Below are 16343 nucleotides of genomic sequence, written 5' to 3'. Positions count from 1 at the left end.
TCAGCCCAGCATGGCACGGCGGGCGCTGTCCGTACGCTGTGCCGCGTTCCCGATCCGGACGTCCGCCGCAAGGATTGCCACGCCCTGCGTTCCGCACAGCACCGGATTGAATTCGACGAGGGATATCTCCGGGTGGTTGTCCTTCATCCACGCCACCCGGCCGGCGAGTTCCTCCAGGGCTCCCACATCCACCGCGGGAAGGCCCTGGTAGCCGAAGAGCTTGCGGGCCGCCCGGGGGCTGCGGATGAAGTCTTTGACGTCGGCAGCGGACAGCGGCGGCACCCGGTGGGCCCAGTCGTCCAGCAGGTTGACGGCGTCGCCGGCCAGGCCGAAGGAGATCACCGGGCCCAGCAGCGGGTCCTCGATGGCCCGGAAGGTGCACGCCTGCCCCACGGGCGCCATGGACTGCACCTCCAGTGAGGGCGCGCCATAGGGTGCCAGCGAGCGCCGCATCTGCTCGATGTTCCGGCGCAGCGATTCGGCGTCCTCGATGTCCAGGCGCACGCCGCCCAGGTCAAGACGGTGCCGGAGTCCGGGGTCGGTGGTTTTGACGGCTACGGGCCACCCCAGCGCCTCCGCGGCGTCAACGGCCTGGTCAGCTGTTTCAAATCCGAGGGAGGGCAGGACTCGGATCCCGTAATAAGCCAGAAGGGAAGCGGCTTCAGCCTGGTTGAGCTGTTTGAGTTGCTCACCGTGGACATCGGCGAGCAGTTCATCCAGGCTTGCACGCGCCCCCTCCGGATCGCATCCCACGGGTTCCACGAAATGGCCTTGGTCGCGCGCAACCCATTCGGCATACCTGACCACTGCGGCGAGCGCAGCCACAGCCGCCCCGGGATTGGAAAAGCACGGTATGGCCGGTGCTTCGCCCACCATGCCTTCCACATAGATGGAGGGGTCCAGGATTCCGGTGAACGCGGCCACCACGGGTTTCCCGGCTTCAGCGGCACATTCGGCCAGTACCCCGGCGATGTTCTCTACGGTGAGGCCCCGGGCCGGAAGGAGGGCCGCCACGACGGCGTGCACGTGCTCCGAAGCCAGCGTGTCCTGGAGGCTGCGCCGGAGAGCAGGCAGCGCGACGGACATTCCGGCGTCAAGGTCCAGGCCGGTGACCAAGGAGCCCACGCCCAGGCCATTGGCCATGGCACTGTCGGCCACCACTTTGCCCAATGCCTGCGAATTGCTGAGGATGGCCAGTTCCGGGCCTGCCGGCAGTGGCTGCCCCGCCACGATCTGCGCCACATCCATCAGCTGCTCGATGGTCTCCACCCTGATGACGCCTGACTGGCGCATCATGGCATCCAATGCACCGGAAGGGGCCTGGGTGGTGCGGACGGCGTGCCCGGGCGGGAGGCGCAGGCCCATCGACTCGGACTTGGCCACAATCACCGGCTTGGTGCGGGCAAGCCTCCGGGCCAGGCGGGAGAACTTCCGGGGATTCCCGATCGATTCCAGGTAGAGCGCCACCGCGGTGGTGTCGGCGTCGTCCTCCCAGAACTGCATCATGTCGTTCCCGGAGACGTCCGCCCGGTTTCCTGCCGACAGGAAGGTGGAGAGGCCCATCCGCCGACGGCTGGACGCGGCGTAGAGTGACACCCCGATGGCGGCTGACTGGCTGAAGAGGCCCAGGCCGCCGCGCCGCGGCAGGGTGGGGGCCATGGACGCGTTCAGCGATACGTCCGGGTGGGTGTTAACGATGCCCAGGGAGGCGGGGCCGATGACGCGCATCCCGTTCGCCCGCGCCTTCCGGACAAGCTCGCGCTGCCGGGCGAGGCCACGTTCGCCGTCGTCCGCGAAGCCTGCAGAGGCGATCACCACGCCCTTGACGCCGGCAGCGGCACACTCGTCCACCACGGTGGAAACTTCCTCGTACGGGACGGCGATGACCGCAAGCTGCACTGGACCGGGTACCTCGGCCAGCCGGCCGAACGACAGCATCCCGGCGAGTTCCAGTGCCTCGGGATTGATGGCGTAGACGGGACCGGTGAAGCCGCCTTCGATGATGTGCTCCAGCAGCTGGTAGCCCACGGTCCCCCATTTGCGGCTGGCACCGATCACGGCAATGGACGACGGCGTCAGCAGGTCCCGCACGCTCCTCGCCTCGGCACGGTGCTCGCGTGATTCCATCACGGCCCGGGACTTGTCCGTGGGCCCGATGTTGAACTCGAGGCTGACCACGCCGTCGTCGAAGTGGCGTTTGACGTCGTAACCGGCGTCGGAGAAGACCATCAGCATTTTCCGGTTTTCCGGGAGCACTTCGGCGCTGAACCGGCGGATCCCGTTTTCCTGGGCGGCAGCTGCGAGGTGTTCGAGCAGGATCGAGCCGATGCCCCGGCCCTGGTGCGCGTCGGCGATGTTGAAGGCGACCTCGGCCTCGGTAGGGTCATCAAGCCGGTCGTAGCGCCCGATCCCGATGATTTCGCCGCCGATGGTGATCACGAACGCCACCCGGTCCTTGTAGTCCACCTCCGTGAAGCGCTTGAGCTCCTTGCTGGAGAGCCTGGCTTTGAAGGCGAAGAAACGCATGTAGATGGAGTCCTGGGACTGGCCAGTGTGGAAGGCCTGCACGGCGTCGGCATCGGCCGGGTGGATGGGCCTCAGATGCGCTGTTCCGCCGTCCCGCAAGACGACATCGGCTTCCCAATATTCCGGATATACGCCGTCCCCGGGCTGATCCACCATAGGCTTAGCCTAGCCAAAAACTCCCGCGGCACACCCCGGTGCCGCCAATCAGTGCAAAGACCAGTACCCCAGAAGGATTTACCAGCCCCATGGCCCGCCGCCAAAGTCCAACCCCAGCAGTGGATTCCAGCTCCGATTACACCGAGCACATCGTGGACATCGACGTCACGTCCGAGATGGAAGGCTCCTTCCTGGAGTACGCCTATTCGGTGATTTACTCCCGGGCCCTGCCTGACGCCCGCGACGGCCTGAAGCCGGTGCAGCGCCGGATCCTGTACATGATGAGCGAGATGGGCCTCCGCCCGGACCGCGGCCACGTCAAGAGCGCCCGTGTTGTGGGCGAGGTGATGGGCAAGCTGCACCCGCACGGCGATACCGCCATCTACGACGCCATGGTTCGCATGGCCCAGGACTTTTCGCTGCGCCTGCCCCTCATTGACGGACACGGCAACTTTGGCTCGCTCGACGACGGCCCGGCCGCTCCGCGGTACACCGAGGCCAGGCTCGCGGCGGCAGCGCTGACCCTGACGGACCACCTCGACGAAGACGTGGTGGATTTCGTCCCCAACTATGACAACCAGCTGACCCAGCCAGACGTGCTTCCTGCCGCGTTCCCGAACCTGCTGGTCAACGGAGCCACCGGCATCGCGGTGGGGATGGCCACCAACATGGCCCCGCACAACCTCGTGGAGGTGATCTCCGCGGCGCGGCACCTGATCGCCCACCCGGACGCCACGCTGGATGACCTGATGCGTTTTGTACCCGGCCCGGACCTGCCCACGGGCGGCCGGATCGTGGGCCTGGACGGCATCCGCGATGCCTACGCCACCGGCCGTGGATCCTTCAAGACCCGGGCGAAGGTGGAGATCGAACAGCTCTCCGCACGGCGGACCGGCCTGGTGGTCACGGAACTGCCCTACATGGTGGGGCCGGAAAAGGTGATCGAGAAGATCAAGGACGCCGTCAACGGCAAGAAGCTGACCGGGATCAGCGACATCGTTGACCTGACAGACCGAAAGCACGGGCTGCGCCTGGTCATCGAGCTCAAGAACGGGTTCAACCCCAATGCCGTGCTCCAGCAGCTCTACCGCTACTCCCCGATGGAAGACTCCTTCGGCATCAACAACGTGACCCTCGTGGACGGCCAGCCGCAGACGTTGGGCCTGGTGGCGTTGCTGTCGGTCTATGTGGGGCACCGGATCGACGTCGTCCGCCGCCGCACTGTGTTCCGGCTCGGCAAGAAGAAAGACCGCCTGCACCTGGTGGAGGGCTTGCTGGTGGCCATCGTCGATATAGACGAGGTCATCCAGATCATCCGATCCTCCGACGAGGCCGCGGCTGCCCGGGTACGGTTGATGTCCATCTACGACCTCTCCGAGATCCAGGCCAACTACATCCTGGAACTGCGGCTGCGCCAGCTGACCAAGTACTCCCGGATCGAGCTGGAGAAGGAACAGGACGAGCTGCGCCGCCAGATCGCGGAACTGGAGGCCATCCTCGGCTCCGAGGAGCGGCTGCGCGAACTGGTTTCCACTGAACTGGGCGAAATCGCCGAAAAGTACGGCACGCCCCGGCGGACCGTGCTGCTTGAGTCCGAGGCCGTCTCCCCCACGGTGGCCGCTGCATTGGCTGCACCCAATGGCAAGGGCAAGGCGGCACCACTGGCCCTGGAAATCGCCGATGATCCCTGCTGGGCGATCCTGACGGCGTCCGGGCAGATCGCCCGCACGTCCAACCAGGAGCCGCTCGCGGAATCGGGTCCGCGGTCGAAGCACGACGTCTTTTTGTCGGTCGTCAAAACCTCGGCCCGCGGAGAAATTGCCGCCGTGACGTCGCAGGGACGGATGCTTCGCCTGCAGGTCATGGACATGCCAGTCCTGCCCCCGATGTCCGGCCTGCCGAACCTCGCCGGCGGAGTCCAGGCCCGGGAGTTCATCACCTTGCTCAAGGGCGAATCCTTGGTGGCATTCGCTCCCCTGGACCAGGTCCTGGCCATCGGCACTGCCCAGGGCGTGGTGAAGCGCGTCCAGCCCGATTACCCCCTGAACCGGGAGGACTGGGAGATCATTGCCCTCAAGGATAAGGACCAGGTGGTGGGTGTTGCGCCCGCCGCTTCCGAGGAGGAGGACCTGGTATTCCTGACCCGCCAGGCCCAACTGCTCCGCTTCGGAGCCGGGACGGTCCGCCCGCAGGGCAGGACGGCCGGCGGAATGGCCGGCATCAAACTGGCCTCCGGTGACCAGGTGGTGTTCTTCGGCGCGGTGGCGCCCGGGGACGACGACGCCGTGGTGGTCACCATCGCCGGAACGAACGGAGCGCTGCCCGGAACGGCACCCGGCGCAGCGAAGGTGACGGCCTTCGCCGAGTACCCTGCCAAGGGCCGCGCCACCGCCGGGGTCCGGGCGCACCGGTTCCTCAAGGGTGAAGACACACTGCTCCTTGGCTGGGCAGGACACGGTCCGGCGAAGGCATCGTCGTCGTCCGGCGTGGCCCGTTCCCTGCCGCAGGAGCACGGCAGGCGGGATGGTTCGGGCATCCCGCTGTCCCAGCCAGTTGATGTGGTGGGTCCTGCCATGGCCTGGCCGGATCCGGCCTAGACTGCTGCCATGGTTATCGTTCCCGATGTCAAAGACTGGACCTGGGTCCTTTCCCGGCCGTGCCCGGAATGCTCCTTCGACGCCTCCACCGTTACACCGGCCACGGTTCCCGGCACGGTGCAGAATATGCTTCCGAGGTGGCGGGCAGTGCTCCGCCGCCCTGACGTGGCCGACCGCCCGGACGAGGCCACGTGGTCCCCGCTCGAGTACGCATGCCATGTCCGCGACGTCTTCACCCTCTTTGACCAGCGGCTGAACCTCATGCTCGACGCCGATGACGCCCGGTTCGAGAACTGGGACCAGGACCAGACCGCCGTCGAGAAGGATTATGCGAACGCCGACCCGGCCGTCGTCAGTGCAGAGCTGACCGCGGAAGGCGAACAGGTCGCCGAGTCCTTTGCCGGCGTCAGGCAGGCAGAGTGGGACCGTAAAGGCCTGCGCAGCAACGGCTCGGAGTTCACGGTACTGACACTCGCGCAGTACTTCCTGCACGACGTCGTCCACCACCTCCACGATGTGGACGGCTGAGCGGGCTTAAACCTCTTTGTCCCACGCCATGCTGGTGTTGACCGGCCGGTAGCCCATCTTGGTGTAGAGGGCCAGCGCGCCCGTGGGGTTCTCCGAATCGACGTCCAGTGAAGCCACGTCCATGCCGGCGTCGGTGAAACGGCGCATGGCGTCGGCGAGGAGGGCCTGGGCGATCCCCCGCCCGCGGTATTCGCGCCGGACACCGAGCAGTTCCGTATATCCCTCGCGGATGCCGCGCTGGACGGCGATGTCGGGGTCGTGGCTTGCCAGCTGGTAGCCCGCCACTTGCCCGGTGCTGCTGTCCAGGACCACCGTGCTCAGGTCGGCACGGGCCTGCGGGTGGTTCACCGTGAAATTCCAGGACTCCTCGTCCCGCGGCTCGCTTCCCCAGTGGTCGCGGAACGCGTCGTTGTGCGCCAGGCGGACCGGCTCGTGGAGGCCCGGCACCATACCGGCCAGTTCCAGGCCGTTGCCGAGGACGTTCCCCGGCAACGGCTGGTTGAGTGGCCGGTGCATTTCATTGAAGTAGCGGACCACGGTATACCCCGAAGACTCAAGCAGCCTTCCCTGGTGGTGGTGCTGCTCTTCGGTGCCAATCCTCAACAATGGCACTTGCCGTGTTCCGTCGTCGGGAAGGTCCGCGGCGAAACGTCGCCGGGTGCGTTCCTCCAGCCAGCCAAGCAGCGCCCTGCCTATCCCGCGGCGCTGCCAGTCCGGGTCCACGCAGCCGAAGCCATGGGCTTTCCCAGCCCCCGGGTTGCGGGAGATCCGCGCATAGGCCCGGGGAACGCCGTCGTCATCCAGGCCCAGCACCGTGTTCTCGGCTGGCGGGTTTTTCCGGGATTCCACCTGTTGCTGCAGGTCAGCCTCCCGCTCGAACCAGACGGGATTCTCCACGGCGGCAGTCCGCGCAATCAAGGCCGCCCAGGCCGGTACGTCGGATGCTGTTGCCGGCCGCCACCGGAGCCCCGAAAAGTCCACTGTGAGTTCCTGGTTCATTGGAACAGGCTAACCCAGGGATGTTGCGCGTGAAGCCAGCCTCCCAGCTGATCCGCAGACCGCTTCCATTTCCAATGTATGCCCTCCATGGGGGCTTGCGGCAAGCCCCCAAGGAGGGCGCATAATCGCCGGACGCCAATACGCAGGGAAACGGGGGCAGCACTATGACTGAAAGTGTGTCAAGGAATGCGGAGCACGCCGTGGTGATCGCCGGAGGAGGTCCGACCGGGCTGATGCTGGCGGCAGAGCTGGCGTTGGCGGGGGTCGACGTTGCCGTTGTCGAGCGGCGCGCCAGCCAGGACCTCCCCGGTTCGCGTGCCGGGGGTTTGCACGCGCGCACGATTGAGATCTTCGACCAGCGTGGAATCGCCGACCGGTTCCTTGCTGAGGGGCAGGTGGCCCAGGTCGCGGGCTTCGCCTCGGTCCGCCTGGACCTGAGTGACTTTCCAACCCGGCACAACTATGGCCTCGGCCTGTGGCAGAACCACATCGAGCGCATCCTGGCCGGCTGGGTTGGTGAGCTGCCGGTGACTTTCTATCGGGGACGTGAGGTGACCGGTTTTCTGCAGGACGCAGCCGGCGTCAACGTTGCTCTCTCGGACGGGCAGTCCTTGCGGGCGGCGTACCTGGCCGGGTGCGACGGTGGACGCAGCCTGGTCCGTAAAGCAGCGGGTATCGACTTTCCCGGCTGGGATCCGACGACGAGTTCCCTGCGCGCCGAAGTCGAGATGACCGAAGAACCGGAACTGGGCATCCGCCGCACACCCTCCGGCACGCACGCCCTCGGCAAGGTCGAATACCAGATCAAGGACGGAGAAGTCATCTACAAGCCAGGTGGAACCGTGGGTGTGGTGCTGGCCGAGCCGCACATCGGCACGGGCGAGCCCACGCTGAGCGACCTCCGAGAGCTCCTTATCGCCGTCTACGGGACCGACTACGGGGTCCACAGTCCCACCTGGATCTCCAGGTTTACCGATATGACCCGGCAGGCCGCTGCCTACCGGAAGGGACGGGTCCTGCTGGCCGGCGACGCGGCGCACGTGCATTCCCCGGTCGGGGGCCAGGGCCTGAACACCGGCGTGCAGGATGCGGCGAACCTGGGCTGGAAGCTGGCCCAGGTGGTCAACGGAACGTCGCCGGAGAGCCTCCTTGATACCTACCATGCCGAGCGCCACCCGGTCGCTGCCCGCGTCCTTCGCAACACTATGGCGCAGGTCGCCCTCATGCGCGTCGATGACCGCATCGAGGCTCTGCGCGACACCGTGGCCGAACTGCTGGGCATGGACGAGCCACGGAGACGCTTCGCCGCCATGATGTCCGGCCTGGACATCCACTACGACCTCGGCGAGGGCCACCCGCTGCTCGGGCGCCGCATGCCCGATCTCGACCTCGCCACTGCCGACGGCCCGCTGCGGGTCTTTTCCTTACTGCACGATGCCCGGCCTGTGCTGCTCAACCTCGGTGAGCCCGGTGGCTTCGACACCGTTCCGCGGCCGGACCGGGTCCAGTTGGTCGACGCCACATACGAGGGCGCCTGGGAGCTTCCGGCGCTTGGGCCGGTCACAGCCCCCACCGCCGTCCTGATCCGCCCCGACGGCTACGTGGCCTGGGTGGGAAGCCCCGGCCGGCAGGGCCTTGGAGACGCGCTCGCCACCTGGTTCGGAGCGCCGGCCACGGCATAGGGTTACGACGCCGGCACCATGCCCGGGCGTTGTACCGCACCGGGAAATTCCGGCTGGGCAAGGTCCAGGAGGTCGTCCTCCGGGCGGATGTCAGCCAGGTTATGGGTTACCAGGACTACCGTCCGGTCCGCCAGTCCGGACCGCAGGTCTGCCAGCATGGCCCGTCCCGCTTCGGCGTCCAGGTGGGCCGTCGGCTCGTCCAGGAGGATGACCTCAGCCCCGGTCATCAGCGTCCGGGCAACAGCCAGGCGCTGCCGCTCGCCGCCACTGAGGAACGACCCTCCCGGTCCGATCCTGGTGTCCAGCCCTGCAGGGAGGCGGGAAACAAGTTGGCTGAGGCCTACGGCGGCGAGGGCCGCTGCCATCTCTCGGTCAGCTGTGTCCGGCTCGCCCGCAGTGGGGCGGCCCAGCAGCAGGTTGCCGCGGAGCGTGGAGTCGAACAGGTGCGCCTCTTGCGGGCACCAGGCAGCCCGTCCGGTCATGCGGACCTGCCCGGCAGACGGCGGGAGGAAGCCAAGCAGCACGGACAACAGCGTGGATTTCCCGGCGCCGGACGGCCCAGTGACTGCCAACCAGCGTCCGGGGGCCGCTGAAACACTCAACCCGGTGAACACGGCGTCCCCGCCCGGCCAGGCTGCTGCCACTCCCTCAAGTTCCAGGCCCGGCGCCCCAGCGGCGCGGGCATCACGCCGCACGACGCCGTCGGCGTCTGTGTGGGCGGTGGTTCCTGTGTCGGCGTCGGATGCCGGTGGCATGCCCTCGAGGGCGCCGGAACGGCCGATCCTGCGCATGACGTCGCGGAAGGCCGGAAACTGGCGGACCGCCGTCGTCATGGCTGCGTAAGGTTCCACCAGCGCCAACTGCAGCAGGACAATCACGGCGGCCGTGGCAGGCGCCAGTGATCCGGCGAGCACCTGGGGGGCTGCAAGGACGGCGACGGCCAGCGCGGCCACCCCGCAGGCAGCTGTGGTCACAGCCTGTCCCAGTCCTTCAGCCCAAGCGGAACGTTGGGAAGCCCTGGTGGCCGCCCGGTCCTCAGCGGCGAGGTCCCGGAGCACCCTGGAGGATACGCCGTTAGCATGGAGCTCGGCCCGGGCATCCAATGCCGCGGACGTTCGTCGGAGCACGCCGTCGCGTAGGTCTTGCTCCGCCGCCGCCGATTTCCGGTCCGCCCACAACGCCGACGCGGGGGCCAGGACCAGGCTGGCGGCTGCGGCCGCCGCCACGGCAGGAATTGCTGCAGGCACCAGCAGGGCAGTCGCGGTGAGTGCCGAGACAGCAACTGCAGCCGCTGTCACAGGCGGCAGGACCACCCGCGGGAGCAAGTCCCGGACGGTGTCGACGTCGGTGACCACCGAGCCCAGGACGTTGCCGCCCTGCAGGAGCCGCCGAAGGGACAGTGCGCGGCGGCTGAGTGACTCCCACAGGCGGCCGCGGAGCCGCGTAAGGGTGGAGAACACCGCATCGTGCACCAGGAGGCGTTCCCAGTAGCGAAGGACGGCTCGGCCGATGCCGAAGAACCGCACACCGACGATAGCGCTGAGCAGGTACAGGATGGGCGGCTGTTCGCTCGCCCGGATAATCAGCCAGCCGGAGAGCCCGGACAGGGCGGCGGCGAAAAGTGCCGCCAAGGTCCCCACCACAGCTGCTCCGGTGAATTGCCCCGCGACGGGCGCGAGGAGGCGGGTTAGCAGTGGGCCCGTAGCGCGGCCCCCGTCCCGCCAGGACCTTCCGCTAGCCGCTGCCGCCACGGCTGCGGACGTGCCTTGTGCGGCACCGTCGCTGCCCGCCGGGAGTACGGCCTCCGCGCCTTCCGGCGCCCGGTTGACCGGCGCGGAAGCATCCGTGATGCCTTGGGCCGACACGGGCACCACATAGTCCGCCAGTGCCCGGGTCCGGGCGTCATGGGCCACCAGGATGACAGTGACCCGCCCGCGAAGCGCCAGGATGGCAGCCTCCACCTGCGCCGCCGAGGCGCTGTCCAGGTGTGCCGTGGGTTCGTCGAGCAGGAGCACCGTAGCGCCGGACCTGACGCGTGCCAGCCCGCGGGCCAGCGCCACGCGGCGCAACTCCCCCGGGCTCAGTTCGGCCGGGTGTTTATGGGCAAGGTGGCCTGCGGAGGCTGCGGCGAGGCATTCGCGGGCCGTTGCTTCGTCGGGGGCCGCTGCGTTCCTTCCGCCACCGAGGTACAGCGCCACTTCGTGGAGGACCGTTGCCTGCACCATGACCGGGTGCTGCGGCACCCAGGCCACGCTGTCCCGGTCGAAGCCGGCAAGCCGGCCGCTGATGGCCGTGCCGTTACCGTCGCCGATCGTCCCGGCCAGCACGCCCAAAATGGTGCTTTTCCCCGTGCCGCTGGGGCCATCCAGTGCGGTGATCTGTCCGTACGGCGCAGTGAAGGTGAGAGGCCCGACGGCGGCCGCGGACCTGCCCGCGTAGGTCACCGTGAGTGCGGTAACGCTCACTCCCCCGCCAGCTGCCGCACCAGCCGCGGCATCGCCGTCGTCCTCAGGGCCCGGGGACTCCGCGCCCCCGGCCGCGGCCCCGCCCTTGGCCTCGCTGGCCGGCAGCGGCCGGGGCTCGGGTGCCGAGGTGACCGCCTTCGTTTCTGCGAGCGCCGCACGGCCGTCGTCGCTGGCGTGGTGTGCGGTGCCCAGTTCGCGGAGCGGGAGGTAGCAGTCCGGCGCGAGGATCAGGGCCAGGATGCCGGCCTCCAGCGGCATGTCGCCGTGGACAAGGCGCACGCCGATGAAGACTGCCACGACTGCCACGGAGATCGTGGCGATGAGCTCCAGGGCCAGTGCCGAGAGGAACGCGGTGCGCAATGTCCCCATGGTCCGGGACCGGTACTCCTCGGAAATCTCCTCGAGGGCTTTGCGCTGGGCTGTTGCGCGTCCCAGCCCCACCAGAACAGGAAGGCCCTTGGCGAGCTCGAGCATGTGCGCGGAAAGGCGGGACAGGGTGGCCTGGGCAGCCCGGACGTTATCCTCCGTGTACCGGCCGATCAGGACCATAAAGAGAGGTACCAGCGGGACAGTGAGGACAATGACCACGGCGCTGACCCAGTCGGCGAACAGTATCCGGGCCCCGAGAAGCAGCGGAATGGCCGCGCAGTTCACCAGTGCGGGAAGAAACTGCGTGTAGTAGCTGTCCAGCGCATCCAGCCCGCGGGTGGCCAGGACGGCCAGTCCGCCGTCGGCAGGTCCGGCTGTGCGGGCCCCGTTCCGCAGCGCCCGGGCGAGCAGCCCGTACCGCAGCTCCTCTTTGACGCCGAGGGCGGCGCGGCGGGCAGCCACCGCCTGCGCCCAGACAGTGACGGACCGCAGGACGACGCCGGCCATCCCCCAGCCGAGTCCGTCCGCCCACGCGGGGTCCGCTGCGGCCAGGCCCGCAAGCATGGAGGCGACCGCCTGCCCCATCAGGACAAGGGACAACGCCTTCAGCGCCGCCAGGAATCCCAGCCAGTAGATCGCTGAGCGGGTAACGGGGCCGGAGGGGAAGCCTGGGCGCACGGCTCAGCCCTTGGTAAAGGCTTTGACGGCGACTGCCGGGAGGAAGCTGTGCGCTTCCGGGATGTGGGCTGCGCTGACGCGGCGGCGGAAGACCCAGTAAGTCCACGCCTGGTACGCGATGACCAGGGGCAGCCCTACCGCCGCCACGATGCTCATCAGCCCCAGCGTGTAGTCCGAGGACGAGGCGTTGGAAATAGTGAGGTTGAATTCCGGACTGAGCGTGGAGGGCAGGACCACAGGGAACACCGCGCCGAAGATCGAGGCGCTGCCCAGCACCAGGAAGGCTCCGAGGGCGGTGAACGCCCGTCCTTCCGCACCCTTGCGGGCCAGGAACCAGGCAACTGCTGCGGCTACTACGGCAACGGCCACCGCGGCCACGGTCCAGGGCTTGCCGGACAGGACCTGGACGCTGACGGCCCATCCGGCCAGAGGCAGGAGCAAAACAGGAAGCAGGCGGATGAACCAGCTGCGCGCACGGTGCCGCACGTCGCCGTCGGTCTTCAGTGCCAGGAAGGTTAGGGCATGCAGCAGCGAGAAGCAGACAACTGCCAGCCCGCCCAGGACGGCGTACCCGCTGAACCAGGCGAACGGGCCGCCTTCGCGGTCGCCGTTTGCGTTCAGGGGCAGCCCCGTAGTGGTGAGTGCCAAGGCCGCCCCGACCCCGAAAGCGGCCAGGAACGAACCCAGGGCGATGGCCCAGTCCCAGCGCGCCCGCCAGCTCTCGGTGTCCACCTTGCCGCGGTACTCGAAAGCCACGGCGCGGAAGATGAGCGCCACGAGCACCACGAGCAGCGGGAGGTACAGGGCTGAGAACAGGGAGGCGTACCACAGCGGGAACGCCGCGAACGTTGCGCCCCCGGCGGTCAGGAGCCACACCTCGTTGCCGTCCCAGACCGGGCCGATGGTGTTGAGCAGCACGCGGCGTTCGGTGTTGTTGCGGGCAAAGAGCTTCATCAGCATCCCCACGCCGAGGTCAAAACCCTCCAGGAAGAGGTATCCCGTCCACAGCACCGCGATGGCGATGAACCAAATAGTGGGCAGCAGTTCCATTCGAAGTATCCTCTGCTCTTAGTAGGCGAATGCCAGGACATCGTCCGCGGGCTTACCGGAACCGGGGCCACCCTCGCCGCCAGGGGTGGCGTCCTCGTTCTCGTCCACCGGTGCGTGGGCCAGCTCAGGCATGGCTGAGACGATGCCGCCGCGGATGTACTTGACCAGAAGCTTGACCTCCACCACCAGCAGGAGCGCGTAGACGGCAGTGAGCACCACCAGCGAAGTCAGCAGTTCCCCGGCCGATACTCCCGGGGAGACGGCAGCTGCGGTAAACATAAAGACCTGGTCGATGCCGTTCAGGTCGGGGTTGGGAGCCACGACGAAAGGCTGCCGGCCCATTTCGGTGAAGATCCAGCCGGCGGCGTTGGCGCCAAATGGTGCCAGGATGCCAAAGACGGCCAGGCGCATCAGCCACGGGGACGCGGGCACGGTGCCCTTGCGGGTCACCCACAGGGCCACAAGGGCTGCAAGCGCGGCGAGTCCGCCGAACCCGATCATCATCCGGAATCCCCAGTAGGTGACCTCCATGACGGGGACGTACTGGATCTCCTGGCCGGCGCGGTCGCCGTAAATCGGGTTGTCCGGCAGGTTGGTTCCATAGTCGGCCTTGTACTGGTCCAGGAGGCTGTTGACGCCCTTGACTTCGGTGGTGAAGTCGCCCTTCGCCAGGAAGGACAGGATGCCCGGGACCTCGATGAGTGCCACGATGTCATCGCAGTTGCCGGATCCGAGGTTGCCGACACTCAGGACCGAGAATCCGGTGCCGTCATGGCAGGCGGCCTCGGCGGCTGCCATTTTCATGGGCTGCTGCTCGAACATGAGCTTGCCCTGCAGGTCGCCGGTGAGGGCGGTGCCGGCGAATGAGATCATCGCGACGACGGCGCCGATGCGGAGGGACCGGATCCAGACTGTGTGGTCGGTGCGGTCGCGGCCGGGGATCGCTGCCTCACCCGGAACCACCTTGCCGTCTACGTCCACGGTGTCGACGCCGTCGCGCCGGCGCCGCCAGAGGTGGTACCAGGCGATACCCAGCAGGAAGCCGCCGGCCACCGCCAGTGCGCCCATCAGGGTGTGCGGAACGGCAACCAGGGCCGTGTTGTTGGTAAAGACGGCCCAGGCGTCTGTCATGACCGGCCGGCCGTCGATCATTTCCACACCCACGGGGTGCTGCATCCAACTGTTGGCCACGATGATGAAGTAGGCAGAGAACAGCGAGCCAACAACCGCGATCCACAGGCAGGCCAGATGGATGGCGGGCTTGAGTTGCTTCCACCCGAAGATCCAGAGCCCCAGGAAGGTGGACTCCACAAAGAAGGCAAGGAGCGCCTCCAGCGCCAACGGAGCGCCGAACACGTCACCCACAAAGCGGCTGTATTCGCTCCAGGCCATGCCGAACTGGAACTCCTGGACGATGCCGGTGGCAACGCCCATGATGAAGTTGATCAGGAAGAGCTTGCCCCAGAACTTGGTCATCCGCAGGTACTCCTGCTTGCCCGTCCGGTGCCACATGGTCTGCATGATGGCCACCACCAGGCCCAGCCCGATGGTCAGCGGCACCATCATGAAGTGATAGACCGTGGTGATGCCGAATTGCCAGCGTGCGATTTCCAAGGCGTCCAAGGCAGTCCCTACTGTTGTCGGGGTCTCAACTTTTCTACGTCCCGTAGAACTTGACTTCTACCGAGTGTAGAACAATGCGTGGGGCACTGTAAACCAACAGTTCCATCATCACGTCGGGCCCACAAGGCCGCGGCGCGCCCACTGTTCTACTTGGCGTAGAAAGTAAGGGAGAAACGGGGTAAATTTGTATCTGTAGTGTTCGGGTGTTGTCACCGCGGCCTTCGGGCCCAACGGTGCGGGGAATCAAAGGATGTATGGAATGGCTAGTCTGGGCGAACTGGAACGGGCAGTGATGGACCTGCTCTGGGCGGGCCATGAAGCAGCCACGGCAAACACCCTGCGCGATCTGTTGGCGCAAAGCACCGAGGCCACCGGTGGCTCAGCGGGGCATGAAGGCAAGGAATTGGCCGTTACCACCGTACTGACGGTCCTCTCGCGGCTGGAGAAGAAGGGCCTCGTCGAGCGGGAGCGCGGCACCCGGCCGCACCGCTACCAGGCTGTTTCCAGCAGGGAAGACCACACGGCGGAGCTCATGCATGAGGTACTGGGATCCGCCCCCGACCGCGAAGCCGTACTGGCAAGGTTCATTGGGTCCGTGACCGAAAGTGAAGCCGAAACACTGCGCAAATTGCTCGGCCACATCTAGCGGGCCATGTTCTGGACCTCGTACCTGCTGGCGGTCCTTGCGATAGTCCTGGCGTGGCCGGTACCTATCTTCCTTTCCCGCGCCCAGTGGCCGGCGAGGTCACCCTTCACCGCGATGCTCCTCTGGCAGGCCATCGCCCTCGCTGGTGGACTCTCCATGATCGGCGCGATGCTCGTGTACGGCCTCGAACCAATCGGCGAGAACCTGATCGCCGGGCTGCGGGCACTCGCGGGAATGGTGTTCTTTAATGCGCCCACCACAGCCCTCGGCTTCTGGCATCTCTTTGCGCTGTCCGCCGCGGCCCTGCTGACGGCACACCTGGTCTTCACCCTGCTGCTCACCTACTACAAGATCGAACGGCAGCGACGGCGGCATCGCGAGCTCCTTGCGCTGTTGGCCTCACCCTCCACCCAAGGGGCGGGAACAGTGGTCATCAGCCACGACTCTCCAGTGGCCTACTGCCTTCCCGGCGGCGCACGATCGGTCACGGTCCTGTCCGATGGCCTCATGGCGGCCCTCGAACCAGCTGAGTTGCGCGCCGTCCTGATCCACGAAAACGCCCACCTGAGCCAGCGTCACCATCTCCTGCTCTGGGCGTTCGCCGCATGGCGGCAAGCCCTGCCCTGGCTTCCCACCACGCGGCTCGCGCAGGAGTCCGTGAACTCGCTCATCGAGATGCTTGCTGATGACGTCGCCCTGAAAACAGAGAGCAAGGCAACCCTCATCAAGGCCATAGCGATCGTGGCCAGCGGTTCAGTGTCGGCAGACCGTGGGGCTGAGCTCCAGCCCACAGGCCAGGCAGGCCTTGCCCTTGAGGGCCTCGAAACCGCGGCAGGTGTCACCGGGGCCGATTCTGCGCGGACCACCGCGTCGAGGGTCAGCAGGTTGCTGTCACCGCGCCCGCAGCTCCCGACTGCCATCCGTGGAAGTGTCCTGGCGGGCTGCGTCCTGCTGCTGGCTCTGCCCACGGCATTGCTGATTGTGCCCGGCCTGCTGGGCTGAGCGGGCCCGGACCTTTCCTCAA

At 67.1% G+C, this 16343-nt stretch carries 10 protein-coding genes; 5 read left to right on the top strand and 5 right to left on the bottom strand.

Features of this window, described 5'->3' with window-relative positions:
* Positions 1–2682, bottom strand: coding sequence for a bifunctional acetate--CoA ligase family protein/GNAT family N-acetyltransferase (locus V9L18_RS14130; protein WP_337347797.1), 2682 nt, complete (start codon positions 2680–2682; stop codon positions 1–3).
* 89 nt (positions 2683–2771) lie between these two features.
* On the opposite strand from V9L18_RS14130, the gene V9L18_RS14125 reads away from it, so the two are divergent.
* Entirely contained in the window at positions 2772–5279 is a 2508-nt protein-coding gene (locus V9L18_RS14125; protein ID WP_337347796.1) for a DNA gyrase/topoisomerase IV subunit A, read from the top strand.
* 9 nt (positions 5280–5288) lie between these two features.
* A complete protein-coding gene (locus V9L18_RS14120) occupies positions 5289–5807 on the top strand; it encodes a DinB family protein (protein WP_337347795.1) in 519 nt (172 codons plus the stop codon).
* A 6-nt stretch (positions 5808–5813) separates the two neighbouring features.
* Here V9L18_RS14120 and V9L18_RS14115 read toward each other — a convergent pair whose 3' ends face one another.
* Positions 5814–6806, bottom strand: a complete 993-nt coding sequence (locus V9L18_RS14115; protein ID WP_337347794.1) for a GNAT family N-acetyltransferase — start codon at positions 6804–6806, stop codon at positions 5814–5816.
* A 164-nt stretch (positions 6807–6970) separates the two neighbouring features.
* On the opposite strand from V9L18_RS14115, the gene V9L18_RS14110 reads away from it, so the two are divergent.
* Entirely contained in the window at positions 6971–8488 is a 1518-nt protein-coding gene (locus tag V9L18_RS14110) for an FAD-dependent monooxygenase (protein ID WP_337347793.1), read from the top strand.
* A 2-nt stretch (positions 8489–8490) separates the two neighbouring features.
* On the opposite strand, the gene cydD is transcribed toward V9L18_RS14110, so the two are convergent.
* From cydD to V9L18_RS14095, 3 genes are read right to left on the bottom strand one after another with little or no spacing between them, the layout of a single operon-like run.
* Positions 8491–12000 (bottom strand): thiol reductant ABC exporter subunit CydD, encoded by a 3510-nt coding sequence (cydD, locus tag V9L18_RS14105; protein WP_337347792.1) that lies wholly within the window; start codon positions 11998–12000, stop codon positions 8491–8493.
* Positions 12001–12003: 3 nt separating this feature from the next.
* Positions 12004–13050, bottom strand: a complete 1047-nt coding sequence (gene cydB, locus V9L18_RS14100) for a cytochrome d ubiquinol oxidase subunit II (protein WP_337347791.1) — start codon at positions 13048–13050, stop codon at positions 12004–12006.
* Between the two features lie 18 nt (positions 13051–13068).
* Positions 13069–14673 (bottom strand): cytochrome ubiquinol oxidase subunit I, encoded by a 1605-nt coding sequence (locus tag V9L18_RS14095; RefSeq protein WP_337347790.1) that lies wholly within the window; start codon positions 14671–14673, stop codon positions 13069–13071.
* 259 nt (positions 14674–14932) lie between these two features.
* On the opposite strand from V9L18_RS14095, the gene V9L18_RS14090 reads away from it, so the two are divergent.
* Together V9L18_RS14090 and V9L18_RS14085 are read left to right on the top strand one after the other, a co-directional pair.
* Positions 14933–15319, top strand: a complete 387-nt coding sequence (locus V9L18_RS14090) for a BlaI/MecI/CopY family transcriptional regulator (protein WP_337347789.1) — start codon at positions 14933–14935, stop codon at positions 15317–15319.
* Positions 15320–15325: 6 nt separating this feature from the next.
* Entirely contained in the window at positions 15326–16321 is a 996-nt protein-coding gene (locus V9L18_RS14085; protein WP_337347788.1) for a M56 family metallopeptidase, read from the top strand.
* Positions 16322–16343: the final 22 nt, after the last annotated feature.

Source organism: Pseudarthrobacter sp. CCNWLW217 (genome assembly GCF_037203985.1).
Classification (GTDB): Bacteria; Actinomycetota; Actinomycetes; order Actinomycetales; family Micrococcaceae; genus Arthrobacter.
This window is presented reverse-complemented; position numbering and strand designations above follow the sequence as displayed.

Bases quoted from the DNA above. Each gene is read 5' to 3' on its own strand.
- V9L18_RS14130 (WP_337347797.1), bottom strand. From the start codon at position 2,682: ATGGTGGATCAGCCCGGGGACGGCGTATATCCGGAATATTGGGAAGCC.
- V9L18_RS14125 (WP_337347796.1), top strand. From the start codon at position 2,772: ATGGCCCGCCGCCAAAGTCCAACCCCAGCAGTGGATTCCAGCTCCGAT.
- V9L18_RS14120 (WP_337347795.1), top strand. From the start codon at position 5,289: ATGGTTATCGTTCCCGATGTCAAAGACTGGACCTGGGTCCTTTCCCGG.
- V9L18_RS14115 (WP_337347794.1), bottom strand. From the start codon at position 6,806: ATGAACCAGGAACTCACAGTGGACTTTTCGGGGCTCCGGTGGCGGCCG.
- V9L18_RS14110 (WP_337347793.1), top strand. From the start codon at position 6,971: ATGACTGAAAGTGTGTCAAGGAATGCGGAGCACGCCGTGGTGATCGCC.
- cydB (WP_337347791.1), bottom strand. From the start codon at position 13,050: ATGGAACTGCTGCCCACTATTTGGTTCATCGCCATCGCGGTGCTGTGG.
- V9L18_RS14090 (WP_337347789.1), top strand. From the start codon at position 14,933: ATGGCTAGTCTGGGCGAACTGGAACGGGCAGTGATGGACCTGCTCTGG.
- V9L18_RS14085 (WP_337347788.1), top strand. From the start codon at position 15,326: ATGTTCTGGACCTCGTACCTGCTGGCGGTCCTTGCGATAGTCCTGGCG.